This window comes from Trinickia acidisoli (assembly GCF_017315725.1).
GTDB classification, from domain to species: domain Bacteria; phylum Pseudomonadota; class Gammaproteobacteria; order Burkholderiales; family Burkholderiaceae; genus Trinickia; species Trinickia acidisoli.
Genome location: NZ_JAFLRG010000001.1, coordinates 3,639,960 through 3,657,320 on the forward strand (window position 1 = coordinate 3,639,960; position 17,361 = coordinate 3,657,320).

The 17,361-nt window shown below is 66.3% G+C and carries 21 protein-coding genes; 6 read left to right on the forward strand and 15 right to left on the reverse strand.

Annotated elements, in window-relative coordinates; all coding sequences use genetic code 11:
- Positions 1-52: 52 nt before the first annotated feature.
- Positions 53-1,360, reverse strand: a complete 1,308-nt coding sequence (locus J3485_RS16695) for a dicarboxylate/amino acid:cation symporter (protein WP_206954723.1) — start codon at positions 1,358-1,360, stop codon at positions 53-55.
- A 71-nt stretch (positions 1,361-1,431) separates the two neighbouring features.
- On the opposite strand from J3485_RS16695, the gene J3485_RS16700 reads away from it, so the two are divergent.
- Positions 1,432-1,650 (forward strand): hypothetical protein, encoded by a 219-nt coding sequence (locus J3485_RS16700; RefSeq protein WP_206954725.1) that lies wholly within the window; start codon positions 1,432-1,434, stop codon positions 1,648-1,650.
- A 20-nt stretch (positions 1,651-1,670) separates the two neighbouring features.
- Here the strand turns inward: J3485_RS16700 and lipA are convergent, their stop codons facing one another.
- On the reverse strand, positions 1,671-2,681 hold the full coding sequence (gene lipA / locus J3485_RS16705; protein WP_206954727.1) for a lipoyl synthase: 1,011 nt from the start codon (positions 2,679-2,681) through the stop codon (positions 1,671-1,673).
- Positions 2,674-3,342, reverse strand: coding sequence for a lipoyl(octanoyl) transferase LipB (gene lipB / locus J3485_RS16710; protein ID WP_374192444.1), 669 nt, complete (start codon positions 3,340-3,342; stop codon positions 2,674-2,676). The genes lipA and lipB overlap by 8 nt, the downstream gene beginning before the upstream one ends.
- On the opposite strand from lipB, the gene J3485_RS29430 reads away from it, so the two are divergent.
- The gene (locus tag J3485_RS29430) at positions 3,293-3,547 is read left to right on the forward strand and encodes a hypothetical protein (protein ID WP_309477050.1); all 255 of its coding nucleotides are present in this window, start codon (positions 3,293-3,295) and stop codon (positions 3,545-3,547) included. The two genes, lipB and J3485_RS29430, sit on opposite strands and share 50 nt — an antisense overlap.
- Before the next feature lie 41 nt (positions 3,548-3,588).
- Here the strand turns inward: J3485_RS29430 and J3485_RS16715 are convergent, their stop codons facing one another.
- Positions 3,589-3,912 carry a DUF2917 domain-containing protein gene (locus tag J3485_RS16715; protein WP_206954732.1) on the reverse strand — a complete coding sequence of 108 codons (324 nt, stop codon included), beginning with the start codon at positions 3,910-3,912 and terminating at the stop codon, positions 3,589-3,591.
- A gap of 113 nt (positions 3,913-4,025) precedes the next feature.
- On the opposite strand from J3485_RS16715, the gene J3485_RS16720 reads away from it, so the two are divergent.
- Entirely contained in the window at positions 4,026-4,958 is a 933-nt protein-coding gene (locus tag J3485_RS16720) for a transcriptional regulator GcvA (protein ID WP_206954734.1), read from the forward strand.
- On the opposite strand, the gene J3485_RS16725 is transcribed toward J3485_RS16720, so the two are convergent.
- The 8 genes from J3485_RS16725 to J3485_RS16760 all read right to left on the reverse strand — a co-directional run bounded on the left by J3485_RS16725 (position 4,924) and on the right by J3485_RS16760 (position 11,844).
- The gene (locus J3485_RS16725) at positions 4,924-5,193 is read right to left on the reverse strand and encodes a DUF493 family protein (RefSeq protein WP_206954737.1); all 270 of its coding nucleotides are present in this window, start codon (positions 5,191-5,193) and stop codon (positions 4,924-4,926) included. The genes J3485_RS16720 and J3485_RS16725 overlap by 35 nt on opposite strands.
- Positions 5,194-5,207: 14 nt before the next feature.
- Complete coding sequence (locus J3485_RS16730; RefSeq protein ID WP_206954740.1) at positions 5,208-6,446, reverse strand: D-alanyl-D-alanine carboxypeptidase family protein; 1,239 nt, start codon at positions 6,444-6,446, stop codon at positions 5,208-5,210.
- 372 nt (positions 6,447-6,818) lie between these two features.
- Positions 6,819-7,445 (reverse strand): alpha/beta hydrolase, encoded by a 627-nt coding sequence (locus J3485_RS16735; protein ID WP_206954747.1) that lies wholly within the window; start codon positions 7,443-7,445, stop codon positions 6,819-6,821.
- A gap of 25 nt (positions 7,446-7,470) precedes the next feature.
- Positions 7,471-7,803, reverse strand: a complete 333-nt coding sequence (locus tag J3485_RS16740) for a (2Fe-2S) ferredoxin domain-containing protein (RefSeq protein ID WP_206954750.1) — start codon at positions 7,801-7,803, stop codon at positions 7,471-7,473.
- Between the two features lie 270 nt (positions 7,804-8,073).
- Positions 8,074-8,634: an ABC-type transport auxiliary lipoprotein family protein gene (locus tag J3485_RS16745; RefSeq protein ID WP_242538814.1), complete on the reverse strand. Its 561-nt coding sequence runs from the start codon at positions 8,632-8,634 to the stop codon at positions 8,074-8,076.
- A gap of 181 nt (positions 8,635-8,815) precedes the next feature.
- Positions 8,816-9,787 (reverse strand): MlaD family protein, encoded by a 972-nt coding sequence (locus J3485_RS16750; RefSeq protein WP_206954752.1) that lies wholly within the window; start codon positions 9,785-9,787, stop codon positions 8,816-8,818.
- Between the two features lie 54 nt (positions 9,788-9,841).
- On the reverse strand, positions 9,842-10,720 hold the full coding sequence (locus J3485_RS16755) for an ABC transporter ATP-binding protein (protein WP_206954762.1): 879 nt from the start codon (positions 10,718-10,720) through the stop codon (positions 9,842-9,844).
- Entirely contained in the window at positions 10,717-11,844 is a 1,128-nt protein-coding gene (locus J3485_RS16760; protein WP_206954772.1) for an MlaE family ABC transporter permease, read from the reverse strand. Before J3485_RS16760 ends, J3485_RS16755 begins: the two co-directional genes overlap by 4 nt.
- Before the next feature lie 189 nt (positions 11,845-12,033).
- Here J3485_RS16760 and J3485_RS16765 point away from each other — a divergent pair, with 189 nt between their 5' ends.
- Genes J3485_RS16765 through J3485_RS16775 form a run of 3 tightly spaced genes read left to right on the forward strand, consistent with a single transcriptional unit; the run spans position 12,034 to position 14,104 of the window.
- On the forward strand, positions 12,034-12,957 hold the full coding sequence (locus J3485_RS16765; protein WP_206954774.1) for a biotin--[acetyl-CoA-carboxylase] ligase: 924 nt from the start codon (positions 12,034-12,036) through the stop codon (positions 12,955-12,957).
- Entirely contained in the window at positions 12,954-13,829 is an 876-nt protein-coding gene (locus J3485_RS16770) for a type III pantothenate kinase (RefSeq protein ID WP_206954775.1), read from the forward strand. The genes J3485_RS16765 and J3485_RS16770 overlap by 4 nt, the downstream gene beginning before the upstream one ends.
- A gap of 35 nt (positions 13,830-13,864) precedes the next feature.
- Positions 13,865-14,104, forward strand: coding sequence for a hypothetical protein (locus tag J3485_RS16775; RefSeq protein ID WP_206954778.1), 240 nt, complete (start codon positions 13,865-13,867; stop codon positions 14,102-14,104).
- Between the two features lie 72 nt (positions 14,105-14,176).
- Here J3485_RS16775 and rfaE2 read toward each other — a convergent pair whose 3' ends face one another.
- From rfaE2 to J3485_RS16790, 3 genes are all read right to left on the reverse strand, one after another.
- Positions 14,177-14,671 (reverse strand): D-glycero-beta-D-manno-heptose 1-phosphate adenylyltransferase, encoded by a 495-nt coding sequence (gene rfaE2 / locus J3485_RS16780; RefSeq protein ID WP_206954784.1) that lies wholly within the window; start codon positions 14,669-14,671, stop codon positions 14,177-14,179.
- Between the two features lie 134 nt (positions 14,672-14,805).
- Positions 14,806-15,678 (reverse strand): ferritin family protein, encoded by an 873-nt coding sequence (locus J3485_RS16785; protein ID WP_206954785.1) that lies wholly within the window; start codon positions 15,676-15,678, stop codon positions 14,806-14,808.
- Between the two features lie 391 nt (positions 15,679-16,069).
- On the reverse strand, positions 16,070-17,311 hold the full coding sequence (locus J3485_RS16790; RefSeq protein WP_206954790.1) for a patatin-like phospholipase family protein: 1,242 nt from the start codon (positions 17,309-17,311) through the stop codon (positions 16,070-16,072).
- Between the last annotated feature and the right edge of the window lie 50 nt (positions 17,312-17,361).

A 17,361-nucleotide genomic window follows, 5' to 3' on the forward strand; every position in this document is an offset into this window, starting at 1 on the left:
GTGAGGCCTATTGTGGCATAGCCGGCCGCACCCGCCTCGAGCCTCGAGCGCTTTAGACGCCGGCCGTGTTCGTCTGGGTGTCGGCCTCGACGGCAAGGCCGCCACGGCCGAGCGCCGCGCGCAGCTTCGAGCGGTCGAGCTCCTTCTCCCAAGCCGAGATGACGACGGTGGCCACGCCGTTGCCGACGATGTTCGTCAGCGCGCGGCACTCGCTCATGAAGCGGTCGATGCCAAGGATCAGCACCATGCCCGAGAGCGGAATCGTGGGCACGACGGCGAGCGTCGCCGCGAGCGTGATGAAGCCCGCGCCCGTCACCCCGCTCGCCCCCTTGGACGTCAGCATGGCCACGGCAATCAGCGTGAGCTGCTGCATCAGCGTGAGGTCGGTGTTCGTCGCTTGCGCGATGAAGAGCACGGCCATCGTCATATAGATGTTCGTGCCGTCGAGATTGAACGAATAACCCGTGGGCACGACGAGGCCGACGACCGAGCGCGAGCAGCCGAGCTTCTCGAGCTTGTCCATCAGTTGCGGCAGCGCGGCTTCCGACGAGCTCGTGCCGAGCACGATCAACATCTCTTCCTTGATATAGCCGACGAAACGCACGATGTTGAACCCGACGAGGCGCGCCACCGTGCCGAGCACGACGAGCACGAACACGATCGAGGTCAGATAGAACGTGCCGATCAGCTTCATGAGCGGCAGCAGGGAGCCGATGCCGTATTTGCCGATCGTGAACGCCATTGCGCCGAACGCGCCGATCGGGGCGAGCTTCGTCACGATGCGCACGATGCCGAACAGGACGTGCGAGACGCTTTCGATGAAATCGGTGACCGGCTTGCCGCGTTCGCCGATCGTCGCGAGCACGCTGCCGAACAACAGCGCGACGAGCAGGATCTGCAGGATCTCGCCTTGGGCAAACGCATCGATCAGCGTGTGCGGAATGATGTGCATGAAGAAGTCGACGGTGCTTTGGCCGTGCGCCTTCGCCGCGTACGAGGCCACCGCTTTGCCGTCGAGCGCGTTCACGTCGACGTTGAAGCCCGCGCCCGGTTTCAGCACGTGCGTGGCGATGAGGCCCAGCACGAGCGCGAAGGTGGAGATGACTTCGAAGTAGAGCAGCGCCTTGCCTCCGACGCGGCCGACCTTCTTCATGTCTTCCATGCCGGCGATGCCGGTGACGACGGTACAGAAGATGATCGGGCCGATGACCATCTTCACGAGGTTGATGAAGGCATCCCCGAGCGGCTTCATATCGATGGCGACGGCACTCGAGAAGTGGCCGAGCAACACGCCGGCGATGATCGCCGCGATGACCTGCACGTAGAGGATTCGGTAGAAGGGCTTTTTCAAAGGACGCATCGGTGTCTCCCAGCTTGGATTAATCGATCAGCCAAGACGGCCGCTCGTGGGGTCCATCGATTGCAAGGTCGATGCCAATGCGCGATGTGGCGTTAGCCTTTGATTTTGTTGGGATTAGTCAGTATCGCGAGCAGCCCAAGTCCGGGTTCCCGGAAAGCGAGACGCCCGGCGTCCGGTTCTCTGGAGACTGGAATGGGTTCGCGAGCAAACCGCCGAACAAACAAAACGCGGCCGCGCAACCGATCACCGAGATCGATCGCACCGCCGCGTGGCAGCTCGCAACGAGATAAGCGGCGCTAGGCCAAATGTCTCAAACCACGCCCGCCACGCCCGCGTCGTGCGCTTGCTGATCGGCGTGATAGCTCGAGCGCACCATCGCGCCCACGGCGGCGTGCGTGAAGCCCATCTTGTAGGCCTCTTCCTCGTACATCTTGAACGTATCCGGATGCACGTAGGCGCGCACCGGCAAATGATGCTCGGACGGCTGCAAGTACTGGCCGATCGTCAGCATGTCGACGTCGTGCGCGCGCAGATCACGCATCACCTGCAGAATCTCTTCCTCGGTCTCGCCCAGGCCCACCATGAGGCCCGACTTCGTCGGCACGTCGGGATGCAGTGCCTTGAAGTCCTTGAGCAGCTTCAGCGAATGCGCATAGTCCGAACCCGGGCGCGCTTCCTTGTACAGGCGCGGCACCGTTTCGAGGTTGTGGTTCATGACGTCGGGCGGCGCGGCATTCAGAATCGCCAGCGCCCGGTCGAGCCGGCCGCGGAAGTCCGGCGTCAGAATCTCGATGCGCGTTTCGGGCGAATGCTCGCGCACCTGCTTGATACATTCGACGAAATGGCCCGCGCCGCCGTCGCGCAAATCGTCGCGGTCGACGCTCGTGATCACGACGTACTTGAGCTTGAGCGCACCGATCGTGCGGGCGAGGTTCAACGGCTCGTCCACGTCGAGCGGATCGGGGCGGCCGTGGCCGACGTCGCAAAACGGGCAGCGGCGCGTGCACTTGTCGCCCATGATCATGAACGTGGCCGTGCCCTTGCCGAAGCACTCGCCGATGTTCGGGCAGCTCGCCTCTTCGCAGACGGTATGCAGGTTGTGCTCGCGCAGAATCTGCTTGATCTCCGAGAATCGCGAATTGCCCGTCGCCGCCCTCACGCGAATCCACTCGGGCTTTTTCAGCTTCTCGATCGGCACGATCTTGATCGGGATGCGCGCCGTCTTCGCCTGCGCCTTTTGCTTGGCGGTGGCGTCGTACGACGCGGGAGTGGCTTGCGGCGCTTCGAGGGCGCCGCTCGGGTCAAGGGTAACGTCAGTCATTCGGTGATCCAGTCGATGAGCGATGCGCAAGCGCGCCGTCGAGATTCGCGGCAACCCGTGCCGCCAGGGTTTCGGCTACTTCGTTCCAGCCGGCGGCGACGCCGAGCGTCGCCATGTCGACCGTCTCCAGCCCCGCGTAGCCGCATGGGTTGATCGCGAGGAAGGGCCGCAAGTCCATCTCCACGTTCAAACTCACGCCGTGGTAGCTGCATCCGTTGCGGATCTTCAGGCCGAGCGCGGCAATCTTCGCGCCTTCGTGCGCGAGTTCGCCGTGCCCCGGCCCCACGTAGATGCCAGGTGCGCCGGCCCGGCGCACGCCGACGAGATTATACGCTGCGAGGGTATCGATCACGGCTTGCTCGATCAGCGTCACGAGTTCGCGTACCATCAGCTTGCGCCGGCGCAAATCGAGCAACAGGTAGGCGACGACCTGCCCCGGCCCGTGATACGTGATTTGCCCGCCTCGATCGACTTTGACGAGTGGAATAGCCGGGTCGGCTGCCAGCAAATGGGCGGGATTGCCGGCCTGGCCGAGCGTGAAGACGGGCGGGTGCTCGACGAGCCAGATTTCGTCGGGCGTTTCAGAGGTACGCGCCTCGGTGAAGGCGCGCATGGTGTCGAAGCTGACGTCGTACGCCTCGCGGCCGCGCCAGCGAACGATCGGCTGGGAGCAACCCGCTGTCGCGTCGAGCACGGCGCCGCCGCTTGGTACCGCGTCCGGCGACGCCGCGCTCGATGCGCAAGACGGCAGCGTAGCAACGGGCGAAGAAAACGCGGACGAAAAAGACGATGCGGCGCACATGATTGCCGCAGTTTACCGGAATCGGCACCGGCTCGCCCGCGCCGGCCCGGATTGCTTGCGCTGAATCAACCCCCCTTCAAGCCTGCCGCGCGCGCCGCGTCCGCATCAAACCGTGCACCAGCCGCTCACGCGCGCTGCCCACCAATCGCCCAGCGCCTTGAACAGATCGGTCAGCACCGCTGCGCGCGGCAACGGCGCGACGAACGCGACGCACGCCGCCCGGTGCCCTTCGGTGCTGAGCCAGAGGCGCTCGCCTGGCCGCAGACGCAGCGAGCGGCCAGGCGCGAGCCAATAGTCCTCGACGTCGTTGCTGCGCGTGACCCATACGGGCGCGCCATGCACGGACAAACGCGTGCTGTGCGCGATCATCATCGGCACGGTTTCGCCAGGTGCGATTTCGAGCGTGATACTTGAGGAAATTTGTCGCATGATCGACTCACAAAAAAGTTGCTCCGTGACTAGAATCCTAGACGTGGCAAGCCATTCGGCAAAACGATCAATTCTCACGCTTATGTGAGAAAAATTAACAAGCAGGATGATCCGTGGATTTGCGACAACTGCCCGCGCTCAATGCGCTGAAGACGTTCGAAGCCGCTGCGCGCCACGAAAGCTTCTCGCGCGCGGCCGACGAGCTGTTCGTCACGCACGGCGCCGTCAGCCATCAGATCCGAGCGCTCGAAGACGAACTCGGCACGCCGTTGTTTTTACGCGAAGGCAAACGGGTCCGGCTGACCGACACCGGCTGCCGCTATGCGAAGGACGTGCGCGCCGCGCTGATGACGCTCGCCGACGCCACGCGCGAGGTGCGCGAGGGCCAGCGCGCGCGGCGGCTCGTCGTGTCGTCGATGTCCTCGTTCTCGGCGCGCTGGATCACGCCGCGCATCGGCCGCTTCATCGAGCGCCACCCGGAGATCGATCTGGAGCTGTTATCGACGAACGCCTTGACGGACTTCACGCGCGACGATGTCGACGTCGGTATCCGTTTCGGTCCGGGCCGCTACCCCGATCTTCACGTCGAGCCGCTACTCGACGAAATAGCGTTCCCCGTCTGCGCGCCGACGTTCGCCGGTGGCGCATTGCCGAAGACGCCGGCCGAACTGGCGGCGTCGCCGCGGCTACTGCGATCGGACGATCAAATGTGGCGCACCTGGTTCGAAGCGGCCGGGCTCAGCGGCGTCCCCGAGCCGCGGCGCGGCGTGCTGTATCAGGATTCGTCGAATCTGTTGCAAGCGGCGATCGACGGGCAAGGCATCGCGCTCATCCGCCGCTCGATCGCGACACACGAGCTCGCCGCGGGGCACCTCGTACGCCTGTTCGAGATCGACGCGCCGAACGCGTCGTCCTACTGGTTCGTCTGCCCGCCGCCGCTGTTCGCGAGCGCGCGGGTGCAGGCATTCCGCACGTGGTTGTTGGAGGAAGTGGAGCGCTTTCGCGCTCAGTTCACAGCACGACCTTCACCATCGGATGCCCGGTGAGGGCCCGATAGATGTCGTCGAGCTGCGCACGGCTTTGCGCCCGAACGGTCACGGTCAAGCCGATGTAGTTGCCGCCGCTCGAAGGCCGCGTCTCGATGCGCGCCGCGTCGAAGCTCGCATCGAACTGCCGCACGACGGACACGATCGTCTCGGCGAAATCGGGGTGCGCCTTGCCCATGACCTTGATCGGAAAGTCGCAAGGAAAGTCGATTAAGGACTCGTTCACGGGGCTCATGGTCACACCTTTCGTCACTTCTTCTTGCCGAACATGAGCAAGAGCGAATCCCAGACGCGCCCGCCGATGCCCGCTTGCGGCACCGCCTGCAGCGCGACGACAGGGAATTGCGTCAGCGTCTTGCCGTCGGCGACGATCTGCACCGTTCCGACCTGCTGGCCGTTCGCGAGCGGCGCGACGAGCGGCTCGTTCAGCACGAACTGCGGCTTGATCTTGTCGCCCATGCCGCGCGGCACGGTGATGTACTGATCGCGCTTCACGCCCACCTGCACCGTGTTCGCCATGCCCTTGTAGACGCGCGGCGTCTGCACGGGCTGGTTCGCCTTGAACAGGCGCACCGTGTCGTAAGCCGAGTAGCCGTAGTTCAGCATCTTCATGCTGTCCTGCACGCGCTCATGCTCTTTGTCCTCGCCCATCATCACGCTGACGAGGCGGCGCGAGGCATCGGACGCACCCGGCAGCGGACGCTTGGCCGAAGCGATCAGGCAGTAGCCCGCCGCTTCTGTGTGGCCCGTCTTCAAGCCGTCGACGGACGGATCGAGCCACAGCAGCCGGTTGCGGTTCGGCTGCTTGATCTTGTTGTACGTGAACTCCTTGACCGAGAAGATGCTGTAGTACTCGGGGAAGTCGCGAATCAGGTGGGCCGAGAGCACGGCGAGGTCGCCGGCCGTCGTGTAATGCCCCGCCGACGGCATGCCGTTCACGTCCGCGTAGTGCGTGCCCTTCATGCCGAGCCGCTGCGCTTCGGTGTTCATCATCTCGACGAAATGAGCTTCGCTGCCGCCGACGAGTTCGGCCAGGGCGATCGCCGCGTCGTTGCCCGACTGCACGATCATGCCGTAGACGAGATCGTGCACCGTGACGGGTTTCTCCGCTTCGATGAACATGCGCGATTCGTCGTTGCGCACGCGGCGCACGGCATCGCTCGGGATGACGACCTGGTCCATCGAAATTTTCTTCGTCTGCAGCGCTTCGAAGACGATGTAGGCCGTCATCAGCTTCGTCAGCGAAGCGGGCTCGACACGCTCGTCGGCGTTGCCCGATGCGAGGACCTGATTGCTCGTCGCGTCGACGAGCACCCACGACTTGGCCGTCACGGCCGGCGGCGGCACCTGCGCTCGCGCGACAGGCGCATAGGCCGCGCCCGCGACGAGCGTGGCGGCGATCAGTGCGCAGACTGGCGCGGTGCGATGAAGCGATGAGGGAGCGAAGGACGAGGCAAGCGACGGAAGGCGGAACGAGGAAGAACGCATAGATCGATTCGTGCAGAAAAACGACGCGCGCGGTGCGCGCATTCGGGAAGTGCCGGCCGCCGATGGGCGGTGCTCGCCGCCCGTCACGGCGCACGACGAACGAGCGACGCGGCTGCGCGGCAGCCGGTTGGACCGGCGACGCGCGATTCGGTTCGCTCGATTCGCTTGCATGTATCGCCGTGCTACCCGCAATGCATCGCGCGGGACCGCGTCGACAGGGCGGTGCGAAAAAAATTGCGCCCATTATACGCGGCACGTCCCGTCGAAAACGCGCTTTTTTGCGGCACGAACGTGTGCGCGGCCGCCGCTCGGCGGCCTTTCAGATCGCCTTCGTCGCGGCTTTCGTCAGCTCAATATCAGCGCGTTGTCAGCTCAACGCCAGGCATCGACCACGATGCGTTTCAAGATGTGCAGCTTGCGATGCAAAAAGTGCTCCGCCCCTGGAATGACGACGACGGGCAATTCCTGCGGCCGCGCCCAATCGAACACGGAACCGATCGGCACCGTGTCGTCCTCTTCGCCGTGGATGACGAGCGTGTTCTCGGGCACGTTCGCCACCTCGAAGCGGCTCGCGGCCGTGCCGACGAACACCATGCGCTCGACCGCCTCGCCGCGCTCGGCAAGCGTGCGCGCGACGTGCGAAATCACGGCCGTGCCGAACGAGAAACCGGCCAGCACGAGCGGCAAGGACGCTTGCCCCGGCTGCTCGCGCATATACGCGAGCACCGCGAGCAGATCGTCGCGCTCGCCCACGCCTTCATCGTGCTTGCCCTCGGTCTGCCCCACCCCGCGAAAATTCGAGCGATAGGTCACGTAGCCCAGTTGCACGAGCGTACGCGTGAGCGTTTGTGCGACCTTGTTGTCCATCGATCCGCCGAACAACGGATGCGGATGCGCGACGAGCGCGATGCCGCGCGGCGTACCGTCGGGCACATCGAGCGCGACTTCGATCTTTCCGATGGGACCGTCGATGAGAAATTTTTTCGTGTGAGCGTTCATGGCGCGGCGGTCGGACTTCGGTGAATCAGGCGGGCTGGTCGATCAGCAGCCGCTCGACGATCTTGCCGTCCTTCAGGTGCGAATCGACGATCTCGTCGAGATCGGCTTCGTCGAAATAGGTGTACCACGTGCCTTCGGGATAAACGACGATCGCAGGTCCCTGCTCGCAGCGATCGAGACAGCCGGCCTTGTTGATGCGCACGTTGCCGGGTGCCGCGAGGCCGAGCTTTTTCACGCGTTTCTTCGTGTGGTCGAGCATTTTCTCCGCATCGCAACGCCGTCCGCAACTCGGGCGCTCGGCGCCGGGATCGCGTTGATTCAAGCAGAAAAAGACGTGGTACTTGTAGAAGGAGTCCATGGTCTTTGGGTTCGGATGTTGAGCCGAGCCGCCGCAGCGCGCCGCGTCGCACAAGCGCGTCGCATTGCATCGAATCGCATCGAATGACGCGAGCGTCGGCATCCGGCATGGGTAGGAAGGAAGCCGAGCCGATTATAACGAGCGTTGCGCGCGAGCGCTGGCGCCTTGTCCTGCAAGGCCTCGCGCGATGGACAGACCGTTCGGCGCAGGGCCGCGCCACGGTTCGCCAGCGTGCCCCGCGTGCGGTCGCATGCGTGGCGCGCGAGTGACTCACCGCGCGACGGCACCGCTTTGCATGCCGAGCCAAGCCATGAGCTGCGCCACGAATTCGTCGCTGGCCGCCGCGAGCGCACGCACGCCGCCCGCGGCGTCGGGCATGCTTGCCGGCGCGCGCGCCACGAACGTCTGCTGCGCGATCAGCACGCCGTCGCGCGTGAGCGTCGCGCGCGCGGTTAGCGCGCCGTGGCTTTGCGTCTCGCTGTCGAATACCTGCTCGAACTGTTCGAGATCGATCGTGAGCAGCGGTACGCTCACCGCTTCGCCGCCGCCGAGCACCGTGCCGCGCGCGGCCAGTGCACCGCGCACGCGCTCCGTCAAAAGCTGCGCGGGCCGCATCGCCCAATGGCTGTTCGCATAGGCCGCCGTGCGCCGCGGGTCCGCGTAGCTCAAGCGGTACGCAATGTCGTCCGTATCGAGCGCGGCCGGCGCGCGCACGTCGAACAAACGTAGCGTCGGCAGCGGGCCCGCATAAGCCGGCGCATGCTCGGGGCCGAGGTCGTAGCGAATGTTCGAGACGGCCGCGGGCGTACCGAACGCGCAGCCGCCCATCATCCCGAGCACGCCCGCCGCGGCAAGCAGGCATGCCGCTGCCGTCGACGTGCGCGCGCAGCGTCCCACGCGCGCCCACTCAGCGCACTGCGCCCGCATCCGCGCAATCACATCGATTGAACGTGCCATGTTGTTCGCTTCCTCTTCGATTCAATGCCTAGCCGATGCCCGATCCACGTCCGACTCAATGCCGTGCGCCGGCGCTCGCCGCATCGGGCCACGCGAAGCCCGGCTCGCCCGGCCCCGGCTGCGCACGCCCCACGCCGAACAACAGGCTCCTCGGGCTCGTGCTGAAGGCGTCGGCCGCGCGATCGACTGCCCGCGCCGCGCCGCTCACGTCGGTCGCGAGCGCGTTCATCCGCGGCAGCGTTTCGTAGTCGAGCCGCGCCGACATCTCCAGCAGCGACGCATTCATCGTCGCGAGCGCGCCGCGCGCCCGATCGGCCGCCGAACCGATCTTGTTCAAGTTCGAGACGAGCGGCCCGTTCGATGCCGACAGCGTCGTGACGAGCGCGTTCGTCGCCGCAAGCGTGCGCGTGAACTGGTCCATCGCGCCCGGCAATCGCGACACCGCCGGCTGCACCGCTTGCGCGAGCGTCGTGACCGCGTCGGCCGCATGCTGCAGGCTCGCCGCCGTCGCCATCAACTGCATGCGCGTTGGGTCCGACAGCATCGCGTCCGCATGCGCGGCCACGCTTTGCAACTCGCTGAGCAACGCGTCGCCGCGCTCTTGCAATTGATCGAGCAAGCCTGGGCGCATCGGTAGCTGCGCAACGTGGTGCGCGGAGCTCGGCACCGGAGTCGGATCCGCGCCCGTATCGTCGAGTTGCACGAAGGCGATGCCGGTAACGCCCTGCAGGCCGAGACTGCCGAACGTCGAGCGCGTGATCGGCGCGTTCTTGTCGACGAGGATGCGGATGACGATGGTCCCCGGTGAAGCGCGATCGAAATGGATCGATTGCACCTTGCCCACTTCGAGGCCGCGATAGCGCACGTCGGCATCGGTCGAGAGCCCCGTCACGTTCGTGTGCGAAATCAAATCGTACGGTACGCGCACGGTGCGATCGAGATTGAACCAGAATACGGCCAGCGCGATCGTGACGCCGAGTCCAATCGTGAAGAGCCCAGCCCAAAATGCGTGCGATTTGTTTTCCATTCGCTTTCGTCCCGTCGTTGAGCGCAGTGCGTCAAACAGCGGCGCGCCGTCGCGTCATAGCGGCACCTCCGCCGACGCGGACGCGAGCGCGGCCGGCGGCAACTTGGCACGGCGCTCGGGCGGCAGCGCCTGCAGCGCCCGCCGGCCGCGCCGGCCGAGAAAAAACGCGCGGATGAACGGATGGTCCACCGCCGCCGCCTCCTCGATCGGTGCGGCAACGAGCACGCGCCGGTCGGCGATGACAGCGACGCGCGTCGACAGCGCAGCCATCGTGTCGAGATCGTGCGTCACCATGACGACGGTCAAGCCGAGCGCGCGATGCAGCGTCGCGATCAGTTCGACGAAGTCTTCCGACGCCTTCGGGTCGAGCCCGGCCGTCGGCTCGTCGAGAAACAGCAACTCCGGCTCGAGCGCGAGCGCTCGAGCAATGCCCACGCGCTTGATCATGCCGCCCGAGAGCGCCGCGGGCATCTTCGACGCATCCTTGCAGGGCAGCCCGACCATCTCGAGTTTGAGCATGACGATGTCGTGCAACAGCGGGGCCGGCACGCGGCCGAGCTCGCGAATCGGCTGCGCGACGTTGTCGAAGACCGACATCGACGAAAACAGCGCGCCTTGCTGAAACAGCATGCCCACGCGGCTGCGCATGACGTGCGCCGTTTGTTCGTCGATCGTCGACGTATCGCGCCCGAACACGGCGATCGTGCCCGAGGTGGGCGCCTCGAGCCCGAGAATTTGGCGAACCAGCGTCGTCTTGCCCGATCCCGATCCGCCGACGATCGAGACGATTTCCCCGCGTCGCACGTCGAAATCCAAGTGCTCATGCACCACCATGCCGCCGTAGCGCTTGGTCAGATCGCGCACCTCGATCACGCGCTCGGCAATCGCGGGCGGCGGACGGTTGCGCACGGCGGCGGAGAGCGGCGCGGTCATAGCCCCACGTTCTGGAAGACGATGGCGAAAATCGCATCGGCCAAGATGACGACCGTGATCGACGAGACGACGGACGCCGTCGTGCCCGTCCCGAGGCTTTGCGAATTCGGCTTGATGCGAAAACCGAAGTGGCAGGCGACGAGCGCGATCAGCATGCCGAACACGACGCCCTTGCCGAGCCCGATCCACAGGTTCGCGATCGGCACGACGCTCGGCAATCCCTTCGCGAAGTATCCCACGTCGATGCCGAGCACGAGTCGCGCCGCGAGCGCGCCGCCGGCCAGCGCGACGATGTTGGTCCACATGACGAGCAGCGGCATCGCCACCGACAGCGCCACGACGCGCGGCAGCACGAGGCGCAGCCCCAGCGCAATTCCCATGACGCGCATGGCGTCGAGCTCTTCGGTCACGCGCATGGCGCCGATCTGCGCCGTGATGGCCGATCCCGAGCGCCCAGCGACGAGTATCGCGGACAGCACGGGACCGAGCTCGCGAATCACGGCGAGGCCAAGGATATTGACGATGAATTGATTCGCGCCGAACAGCCGCAGTTGCTGCGCCGATAAGTAGCTGAGCACGATGCCGATCAAGAACGCGACGAGCGCGGTGATCGGCAGCGCCTTCGCCCCGGCGCTGTAGATGTTCGCCGAGATTTCGAGCCACGGCGCACGCGCCGGACGGCGCAGCACCGTCAGCATGTCGAGCACGAAACGGCCGAACATCGCCAAGCCGCCGTAGGCGTGGTCGGCAAAACCCAGGACCGAACGGCCCAGCGCCGTGACGATATCGACGCGCTCGACGGGCTCGGGGCTCTCGCGCTGGGCTTCGAGCAGGACAATCCGCGCGAAGATGTCCCGCTGCGTATCGGTGAGCGTGATCTGTTCGGGCATCTTGCGGCCCCACACGCGCCACAGCGCCTGCCCGCCGACGTGATCCATTCGCTCGACGCCTGACAAGTCCCATTGCGCGGGCGCCGCGCGCGCGAGCGCGGCCAGACGCGAGGTGGCGCCGGCCCGGGCGCGGTCGCGCGCGAGCGCCAGCGCGGTCCACTGTCCGGACAGCGTGACGAGCGGGCCTCGGCTGCCGGTGTCGATCCGCAAGCCGGGCGGGGTATCGAAGTCCAAGAAAGGAAAGCCCTACGCGATGAACTGAACTGGGGCCATTGTAGCGGGCCGCGGGCCGGCAACGCCTTGGAAAGCGGCCCTCGGCTCGCTACGCGGCGAACCCGCATGCGGCAACCGGACCGCATTGCATTTGACGCGCCGCAACACGTTTGGCGCGCCGCAATCCGCCGGCCCCACTACAATACGGCCATGACCGATACCCATTTCCCTCCCCCGATCAATGGCTCCGCGGCGAACGGTCGCGCCGACGACTGGCGCATCGACCGCGAACGCGCACGCGCCGGCGGCGCTGGCACGATTCCGTCGGAGGCGCTCGAGATCGTCGACGAGACGGCTTCGACCAACACCGACCTCATGGCGCGCATGAAGGCGTTGCCGCGCGAGCGCGTCGCACCGGGCGTACATGCCGTGCGGGCGGCTTACCGGCAAACGGCGGGGCGCGGACGACAGGGCCGTAGTTGGCAGGCGAGCCCGGGCAACGCGCTGACGTTCTCGCTCGCGTGCGTGCTGCCGCGTCCGCTCGCGGGGCTCGCCGGGCTCAGCCTGGCGACGGGCGTAGCCGTGGTCGACTCGCTCGCGCGCCTGATGCCGGGCGAAGCCGCGCGGCTCGCGCTCAAATGGCCGAACGACGTACTGCTCGACGGCCGCAAGCTCGCCGGGATTCTGATCGAGACGGCTTGGAGCACCGCGAGCGCCAGCGCCGTCGTCATCGGCGTCGGCATCAACGTGCGCCGTGACGAGGCGCTCGAAGCGGAACTCGAGGCCGCTGCCGCGGGGGCGCCCGCCCAGGCACGCGCCACGCCGCCGGCTGCGCTCTCGCAGGCGCTCCCGAGCGCCAATCTGACCGACACGCTGGCAGTCGCCCTCAAAGCGCTGACGGAGATGATCGAGCGCTTCGGCACGCATGGCTTCGCGCCGTTCGTCGACCGCTGGAACGCGTGCCACGCTTACGCGAATCGCGAGGTCGTGCTGATCGACAAGGGAGTCGAGCTCGCGCGCGGTATCGCGACAGGCGTCGACGGCTCCGGCCAGTTGCTGCTGTCGACCGACGCGGGGATGCAAGCCATCGCGACGGGCGACGTCTCGCTGCGGCTCGTCGACGATGCTTCATGAGCGGCCGCACGCCGTTCCTGTTGATCGACGCCGGCAACAGCCGCGTGAAATGGGCGCTGGCCGATGAACACGGCGCATTCTTGCGCAGCGGCGTGTTCGCACATGCATTGGGCGCCGATGCCAGTTCCGGCGAGCGGCAGGAAAGCGCCCGAGCGGACGCCGGCGAGTTCTGTGCGCCCAGTGCGCAGGAGCCCGTAGAATGGGCCGCGCTTCCCGCCCCGGGCGGTGCCTGGATTTCGAATGTCGCGGGCGAAGCCGTTGCCGAGCGGCTCGCGGCGCTACTCGACGCACGTTGGCCGGGCCTGTCGCGCACCTTCATTCGCGCATGCGCGCGGCAATGCGGGGTCGTCAACGGCTACGGCAGTCCCGAACGGCTCGGCAGCGACCGCTGGGCGGGCCTGATCGGCGCGCACGCTGCGTTTCCGGGCGAGCCGCTGCTGATCGCGACACTCGGCACGGCGACGACGCTCGAAGCGCTGACAGCCGACGGCTGCTTCGTGGGTGGGATGATCGCACCAGGCTGGTCGCTGATGATGCGCTCGCTCGGCGAGCACACGGCACAGTTGCCGACGCTGGCCGCCGACTCGGCGGGCACGCTCGTGGGCGCCGCGCTCGCGCGGCACTGGTTCGCGACCGACACGCACCACGCGATCGCGGCGGGTTCCTTGCTCGGGCAAGCCGGGCTCATCGAGCGAGCGTGGCGCGAACTTTGCCGCGCCTGGGAGGCGCCGGTGCGCCTGGTCGTCGGCGGCGGTGCGGCGGCGCAGGTCACCGCCGCGCTCGACGCGCCGTACACGCGCCACGACACGCTGGTGCTCTCGGGGCTCGCGCTGATCGCGGCGAACGACGAGGCGTCGGCGTCAAAGGGATGAACACGCAGGGGTATGAACAATAAGGAGACGAAACGATGTTGCGTTGGCTGATCGCCATTTTGTTTCTCGCCAATTTGATCGCATTCGCTCTGGCGAGCGGCATGCTCGGGCCGCTGCCGGCAGCAGGGACACGCGAGCCCCATCACCTGGAACGCCAAATCCATCCAGAGTGGCTGAAGGCGCAACCCATCTCGGAAGCCGAATCCGCAGAACAAGCCATCGTCGGTCAGCCCGACCCGACGCCCTCCATCACGGCCGCACCGCTCGGCGGGTAACCGGATGCTCGCCACGGGCGACCGGCCCGTCGCCCGCTCTCGTGCCTAGCGCCTAGCGCGCAAGGCATCCGATTACGCCTTGCCCGCCTGCGCGCGCACCTTCTTGAGCAACGCAGTCGTCGAGCGCTCGTGCTCGAACGCAATCGCGAGCGCTCGCCCCCCCCATCCGCGCACGAGCGCCGATTCGGGTAGCGCATCCATGTCGTAATCGCCGCCTTTGACGAGCACGTCCGGCCGCAGCGCCCCGATCAGTTCGACGGGCGTCTGCTCATCGAACCTCACGACCCAATCGACGCTTTCGAGTGAGGCAAGCAGCGCCATCCGGTCGTCCTCGGCGTTGATCGGCCGGTCGTCCCCCTTGCCCAGCCTGCGCACCGATGCGTCGCTGTTCACCCCGACGATGAGACAAGCGCCAAGCGCCTTCGCTCGCGCCAGGTAGGTGACGTGGCCGCGATGCAGGATGTCGAACACGCCGTTCGTGAAGACGACGGGCGCAACGAGCGTGTCGCGCCGGGCGACGAGCGCTTCGCGGGTCATGATCTTGCGTTCGAACGAAACGAGAGACATAGGCGAGAAAATCCGATCGGCGCCGGACTGCCCGCTCGCTGCGGCCTACCGGCTGGCGTCCTAATGACGAAAAGCCCGCCGGTTCGAGGAACATTCCCTCGCGCCGACGGGCTCGACGAATCGATGCCGTGAATTTAAGCGGCTTGGTGCTCGGCCGAACCCTGCGCCTGCAGCCGCGACGCGACTTCCTTGCGATAACGGTTCAACTCTTGAGCCGTCGTGAACGTGCGCTCGAACAGAAGCGAGAGGTTGTGCAAAATGCGCTCGATGACCTTCTTCTCCCAGCCGTCGTCGAAACGGATCTGCTCGTCGAGCCAGCGCTCGAGCCATTCGGGATCGGGCAGCCGCGATTGGATCGTGTCGCGCGGAAACAAATCGCGGTTCACGTGCAGGTTCGTCGGATGGAGCGGCTTTTCGGTGCGGCGCGCCGATGCCATCAGCACGCCGATTTTCGCGAACGCGGCACGCGCCACGTCGCCGCAGTTCGTCAGCGCCTTCTTCATGTAACGCAGGTAGGCGCCGCCGTGGCGTGCCTCGTCGCGCGAGATCGTTTCGTAGATGTGCTTGATCACGGGCTCCGTGTGCCATTCGGCGGCACGGCGATACCAGTGGTTCAACCGGATCTCGCCGCAAAAATGCAGCATCAGCGTCTCGAGCGGGGGCGCCGGATCGAATTCGAAGCGCACGGCGTGCAGTTCGGCTTCCGTCGGCACCATCTCGGGCTTGAAACGGCGCAGGTACTCCATCAGGACCAGCGAATGCTTTTGCTCCTCGAAGAACCAAACGCTCATGAACGCGGAGAAGTCGCTGTCGTGGTGATTGTCGCGCAGGAACATCTCCGTCGCCGGCAGCGCCGACCATTCGGTGATGGCGTTCATCTTGATCGTCGTCGCCTGCTCGTCGGTCAGCATCGACGCGTCGAACTTGTCCCAGGGAATGTCCTTCTCCATATCCCATCGGACGGATTCGAGCGATTTGTAAAGTTCCGGATAAAGCATGGTGTTCATAGGTCCCACCCCTGGTCTGCCCATTACAACTCGTATGACTATTGTCGCGCGCGTGCTCGATCACCGCGCCGACGCGGCAAAAAGCACTCAATTTTACGTTGCGATCGCGTCCGTTTATTGATCGAACTCAAAGCCGGACGAGCGGCGATACCCCCGCGCGGAAAGACATCGGCCGACGCCAACCGCCTCGGGCGATGATCGAACGCGGCGCCGCGCTTCGCGCCGAGCCCCTGGTCGTGTCCGGCGAACAGCGGCGCAACGGCCTGCCGCGATCATGGTTTTTCGGTGTTCGCCCACGGATCGTAATCTTTGAAATGATAGCACGCGCCGCCGACGCCACAGCCCTCCGGACAAGCCCGACGTGCCGCTGCAACAGCACGCCGGCGGGACTTTAGCGGCCGCCTTGCGTCGCCCGCGCGCCCACGTTCGGGGCGCCGGCACCGGTTGCCGCCCCGTTTGCGCCGTTCGCCTCGCCTGGGTTCAGGGTCGCGCGTATCCATTCGGTCAGCAGCTCGCGTTGCGCAAGCGCGTCTCGAAAACCGAGGTCGATCAGTTCGCGCGCGAATTCGGCTTCGAACAGCAAGTAGCTCGCGAACGACGCGCCCGCCGCGCGGTTGCCGCCGACGGCGCCGAGCAGCCCCCGCACCGTTAGCGGCAGACGCTTGAGGTGCCGCACCGCCATGAGTTCGATGCGCTCGCTCGGCGCGATCGGCAGCACGTCCACGTGGCGCCAGCCGCTCTCGGGCTCGACGTGCTGCGGCAGGTGGCGAATCATGCGGTTGATGTGCTCGATGCGTTCGATGTCGGCGCCGATCGAATCGAGAAAAACGCTCGCGAGCACCTGTTGACCGATCTGCGCAAGCGACGGATAGCCGCTTTGGAGCCCGGCCGCCGCCGGCACTTCGGGACGCGGTGTTGCCGCGCCGAGCACGACGATACGCTGAGCGCCGAAGTGGATCGCGGGGCTCAGCGGAGCGATTTGCCGGATCGAGCCGTCGCCGAAATATTCGACGCAGCCGTCGAGATCGAGCGGCACGGCCGGAAAGAGAAACGGGATCGCCGCCGACGCGAGCAAGTGCGCAGGCTGCAGCGACACCATGCGCGCCCCGCGCTGCGCACGCCGCCAGGACTGGATCGGCTCCTCCGCCTGGTAGAACGTCAGGTGCCGGCCGCTCGAGTAGCTGAGCGCCGTGATCGACAGCGCGTGCAGCGCATGCGCGTCGAGCATCTCGCCGATGCGCGCGAAGTCGAGCGCTCCGTGCAGCAGATCGGCGAGCGGGCTGTTGTCGAACAGCGCCCGGGGCGAACGCCGCACGGCCCAGCCGAAGCTCATCGTCGCGAGCCAGCGCGCGCCGGCCGCGGCCACCCCACGCCAATCGGTGCGATAGACCTGTGGTGCGCGAACGTGCGACCAAAAATCGATGAGCCGGCCCACGCCGAGCGCGAAGTCGTCCGCGTGGCTCGCGATCGAGGCCGCGTTGATCGCGCCGGCCGACGTCCCGCAGATGATCGTGAACGGCGAGCCGCGATGAAGCGGCGCCACCTCCTGCGCGATTTGCGCGAGCGCTTTGAGCGCCCCGACTTGGTAAGCGGCCCGCGCGCCGCCTCCCATCAGGACCAGCGCAAGGCGCACGGCAAACGACCGACGGTCAGGAGCAGTGCCGGGCCTTCGTCCGGCGTACT

What these genes read in the sequence shown, in the direction of transcription:
- rfaE2 (WP_206954784.1), bottom strand. Translation starts at nt 14,671, where the DNA reads ATGTCTCTCGTTTCGTTCGAACGCAAGATCATGACCCGCGAAGCGCTC.
- J3485_RS16770 (WP_206954775.1), top strand. Translation starts at nt 12,954, where the DNA reads ATGAGCGGCCGCACGCCGTTCCTGTTGATCGACGCCGGCAACAGCCGC.
- J3485_RS16700 (WP_206954725.1), top strand. Translation starts at nt 1,432, where the DNA reads ATGCCAATGCGCGATGTGGCGTTAGCCTTTGATTTTGTTGGGATTAGT.
- J3485_RS16755 (WP_206954762.1), bottom strand. Translation starts at nt 10,720, where the DNA reads ATGACCGCGCCGCTCTCCGCCGCCGTGCGCAACCGTCCGCCGCCCGCG.
- lipA (WP_206954727.1), bottom strand. Translation starts at nt 2,681, where the DNA reads ATGACTGACGTTACCCTTGACCCGAGCGGCGCCCTCGAAGCGCCGCAA.
- J3485_RS16750 (WP_206954752.1), bottom strand. Translation starts at nt 9,787, where the DNA reads ATGGAAAACAAATCGCACGCATTTTGGGCTGGGCTCTTCACGATTGGA.
- J3485_RS16715 (WP_206954732.1), bottom strand. Translation starts at nt 3,912, where the DNA reads ATGCGACAAATTTCCTCAAGTATCACGCTCGAAATCGCACCTGGCGAA.
- J3485_RS16775 (WP_206954778.1), top strand. Translation starts at nt 13,865, where the DNA reads ATGTTGCGTTGGCTGATCGCCATTTTGTTTCTCGCCAATTTGATCGCA.
- J3485_RS16740 (WP_206954750.1), bottom strand. Translation starts at nt 7,803, where the DNA reads ATGGACTCCTTCTACAAGTACCACGTCTTTTTCTGCTTGAATCAACGC.
- J3485_RS16730 (WP_206954740.1), bottom strand. Translation starts at nt 6,446, where the DNA reads ATGCGTTCTTCCTCGTTCCGCCTTCCGTCGCTTGCCTCGTCCTTCGCT.
- J3485_RS16785 (WP_206954785.1), bottom strand. Translation starts at nt 15,678, where the DNA reads ATGAACACCATGCTTTATCCGGAACTTTACAAATCGCTCGAATCCGTC.
- J3485_RS16695 (WP_206954723.1), bottom strand. Translation starts at nt 1,360, where the DNA reads ATGCGTCCTTTGAAAAAGCCCTTCTACCGAATCCTCTACGTGCAGGTC.
- J3485_RS16765 (WP_206954774.1), top strand. Translation starts at nt 12,034, where the DNA reads ATGACCGATACCCATTTCCCTCCCCCGATCAATGGCTCCGCGGCGAAC.
- J3485_RS16725 (WP_206954737.1), bottom strand. Translation starts at nt 5,193, where the DNA reads ATGAGCCCCGTGAACGAGTCCTTAATCGACTTTCCTTGCGACTTTCCG.
- J3485_RS29430 (WP_309477050.1), top strand. Translation starts at nt 3,293, where the DNA reads ATGGTGTCGAAGCTGACGTCGTACGCCTCGCGGCCGCGCCAGCGAACG.
- J3485_RS16745 (WP_242538814.1), bottom strand. Translation starts at nt 8,634, where the DNA reads ATGATGGGCGGCTGCGCGTTCGGTACGCCCGCGGCCGTCTCGAACATT.
- J3485_RS16735 (WP_206954747.1), bottom strand. Translation starts at nt 7,445, where the DNA reads ATGAACGCTCACACGAAAAAATTTCTCATCGACGGTCCCATCGGAAAG.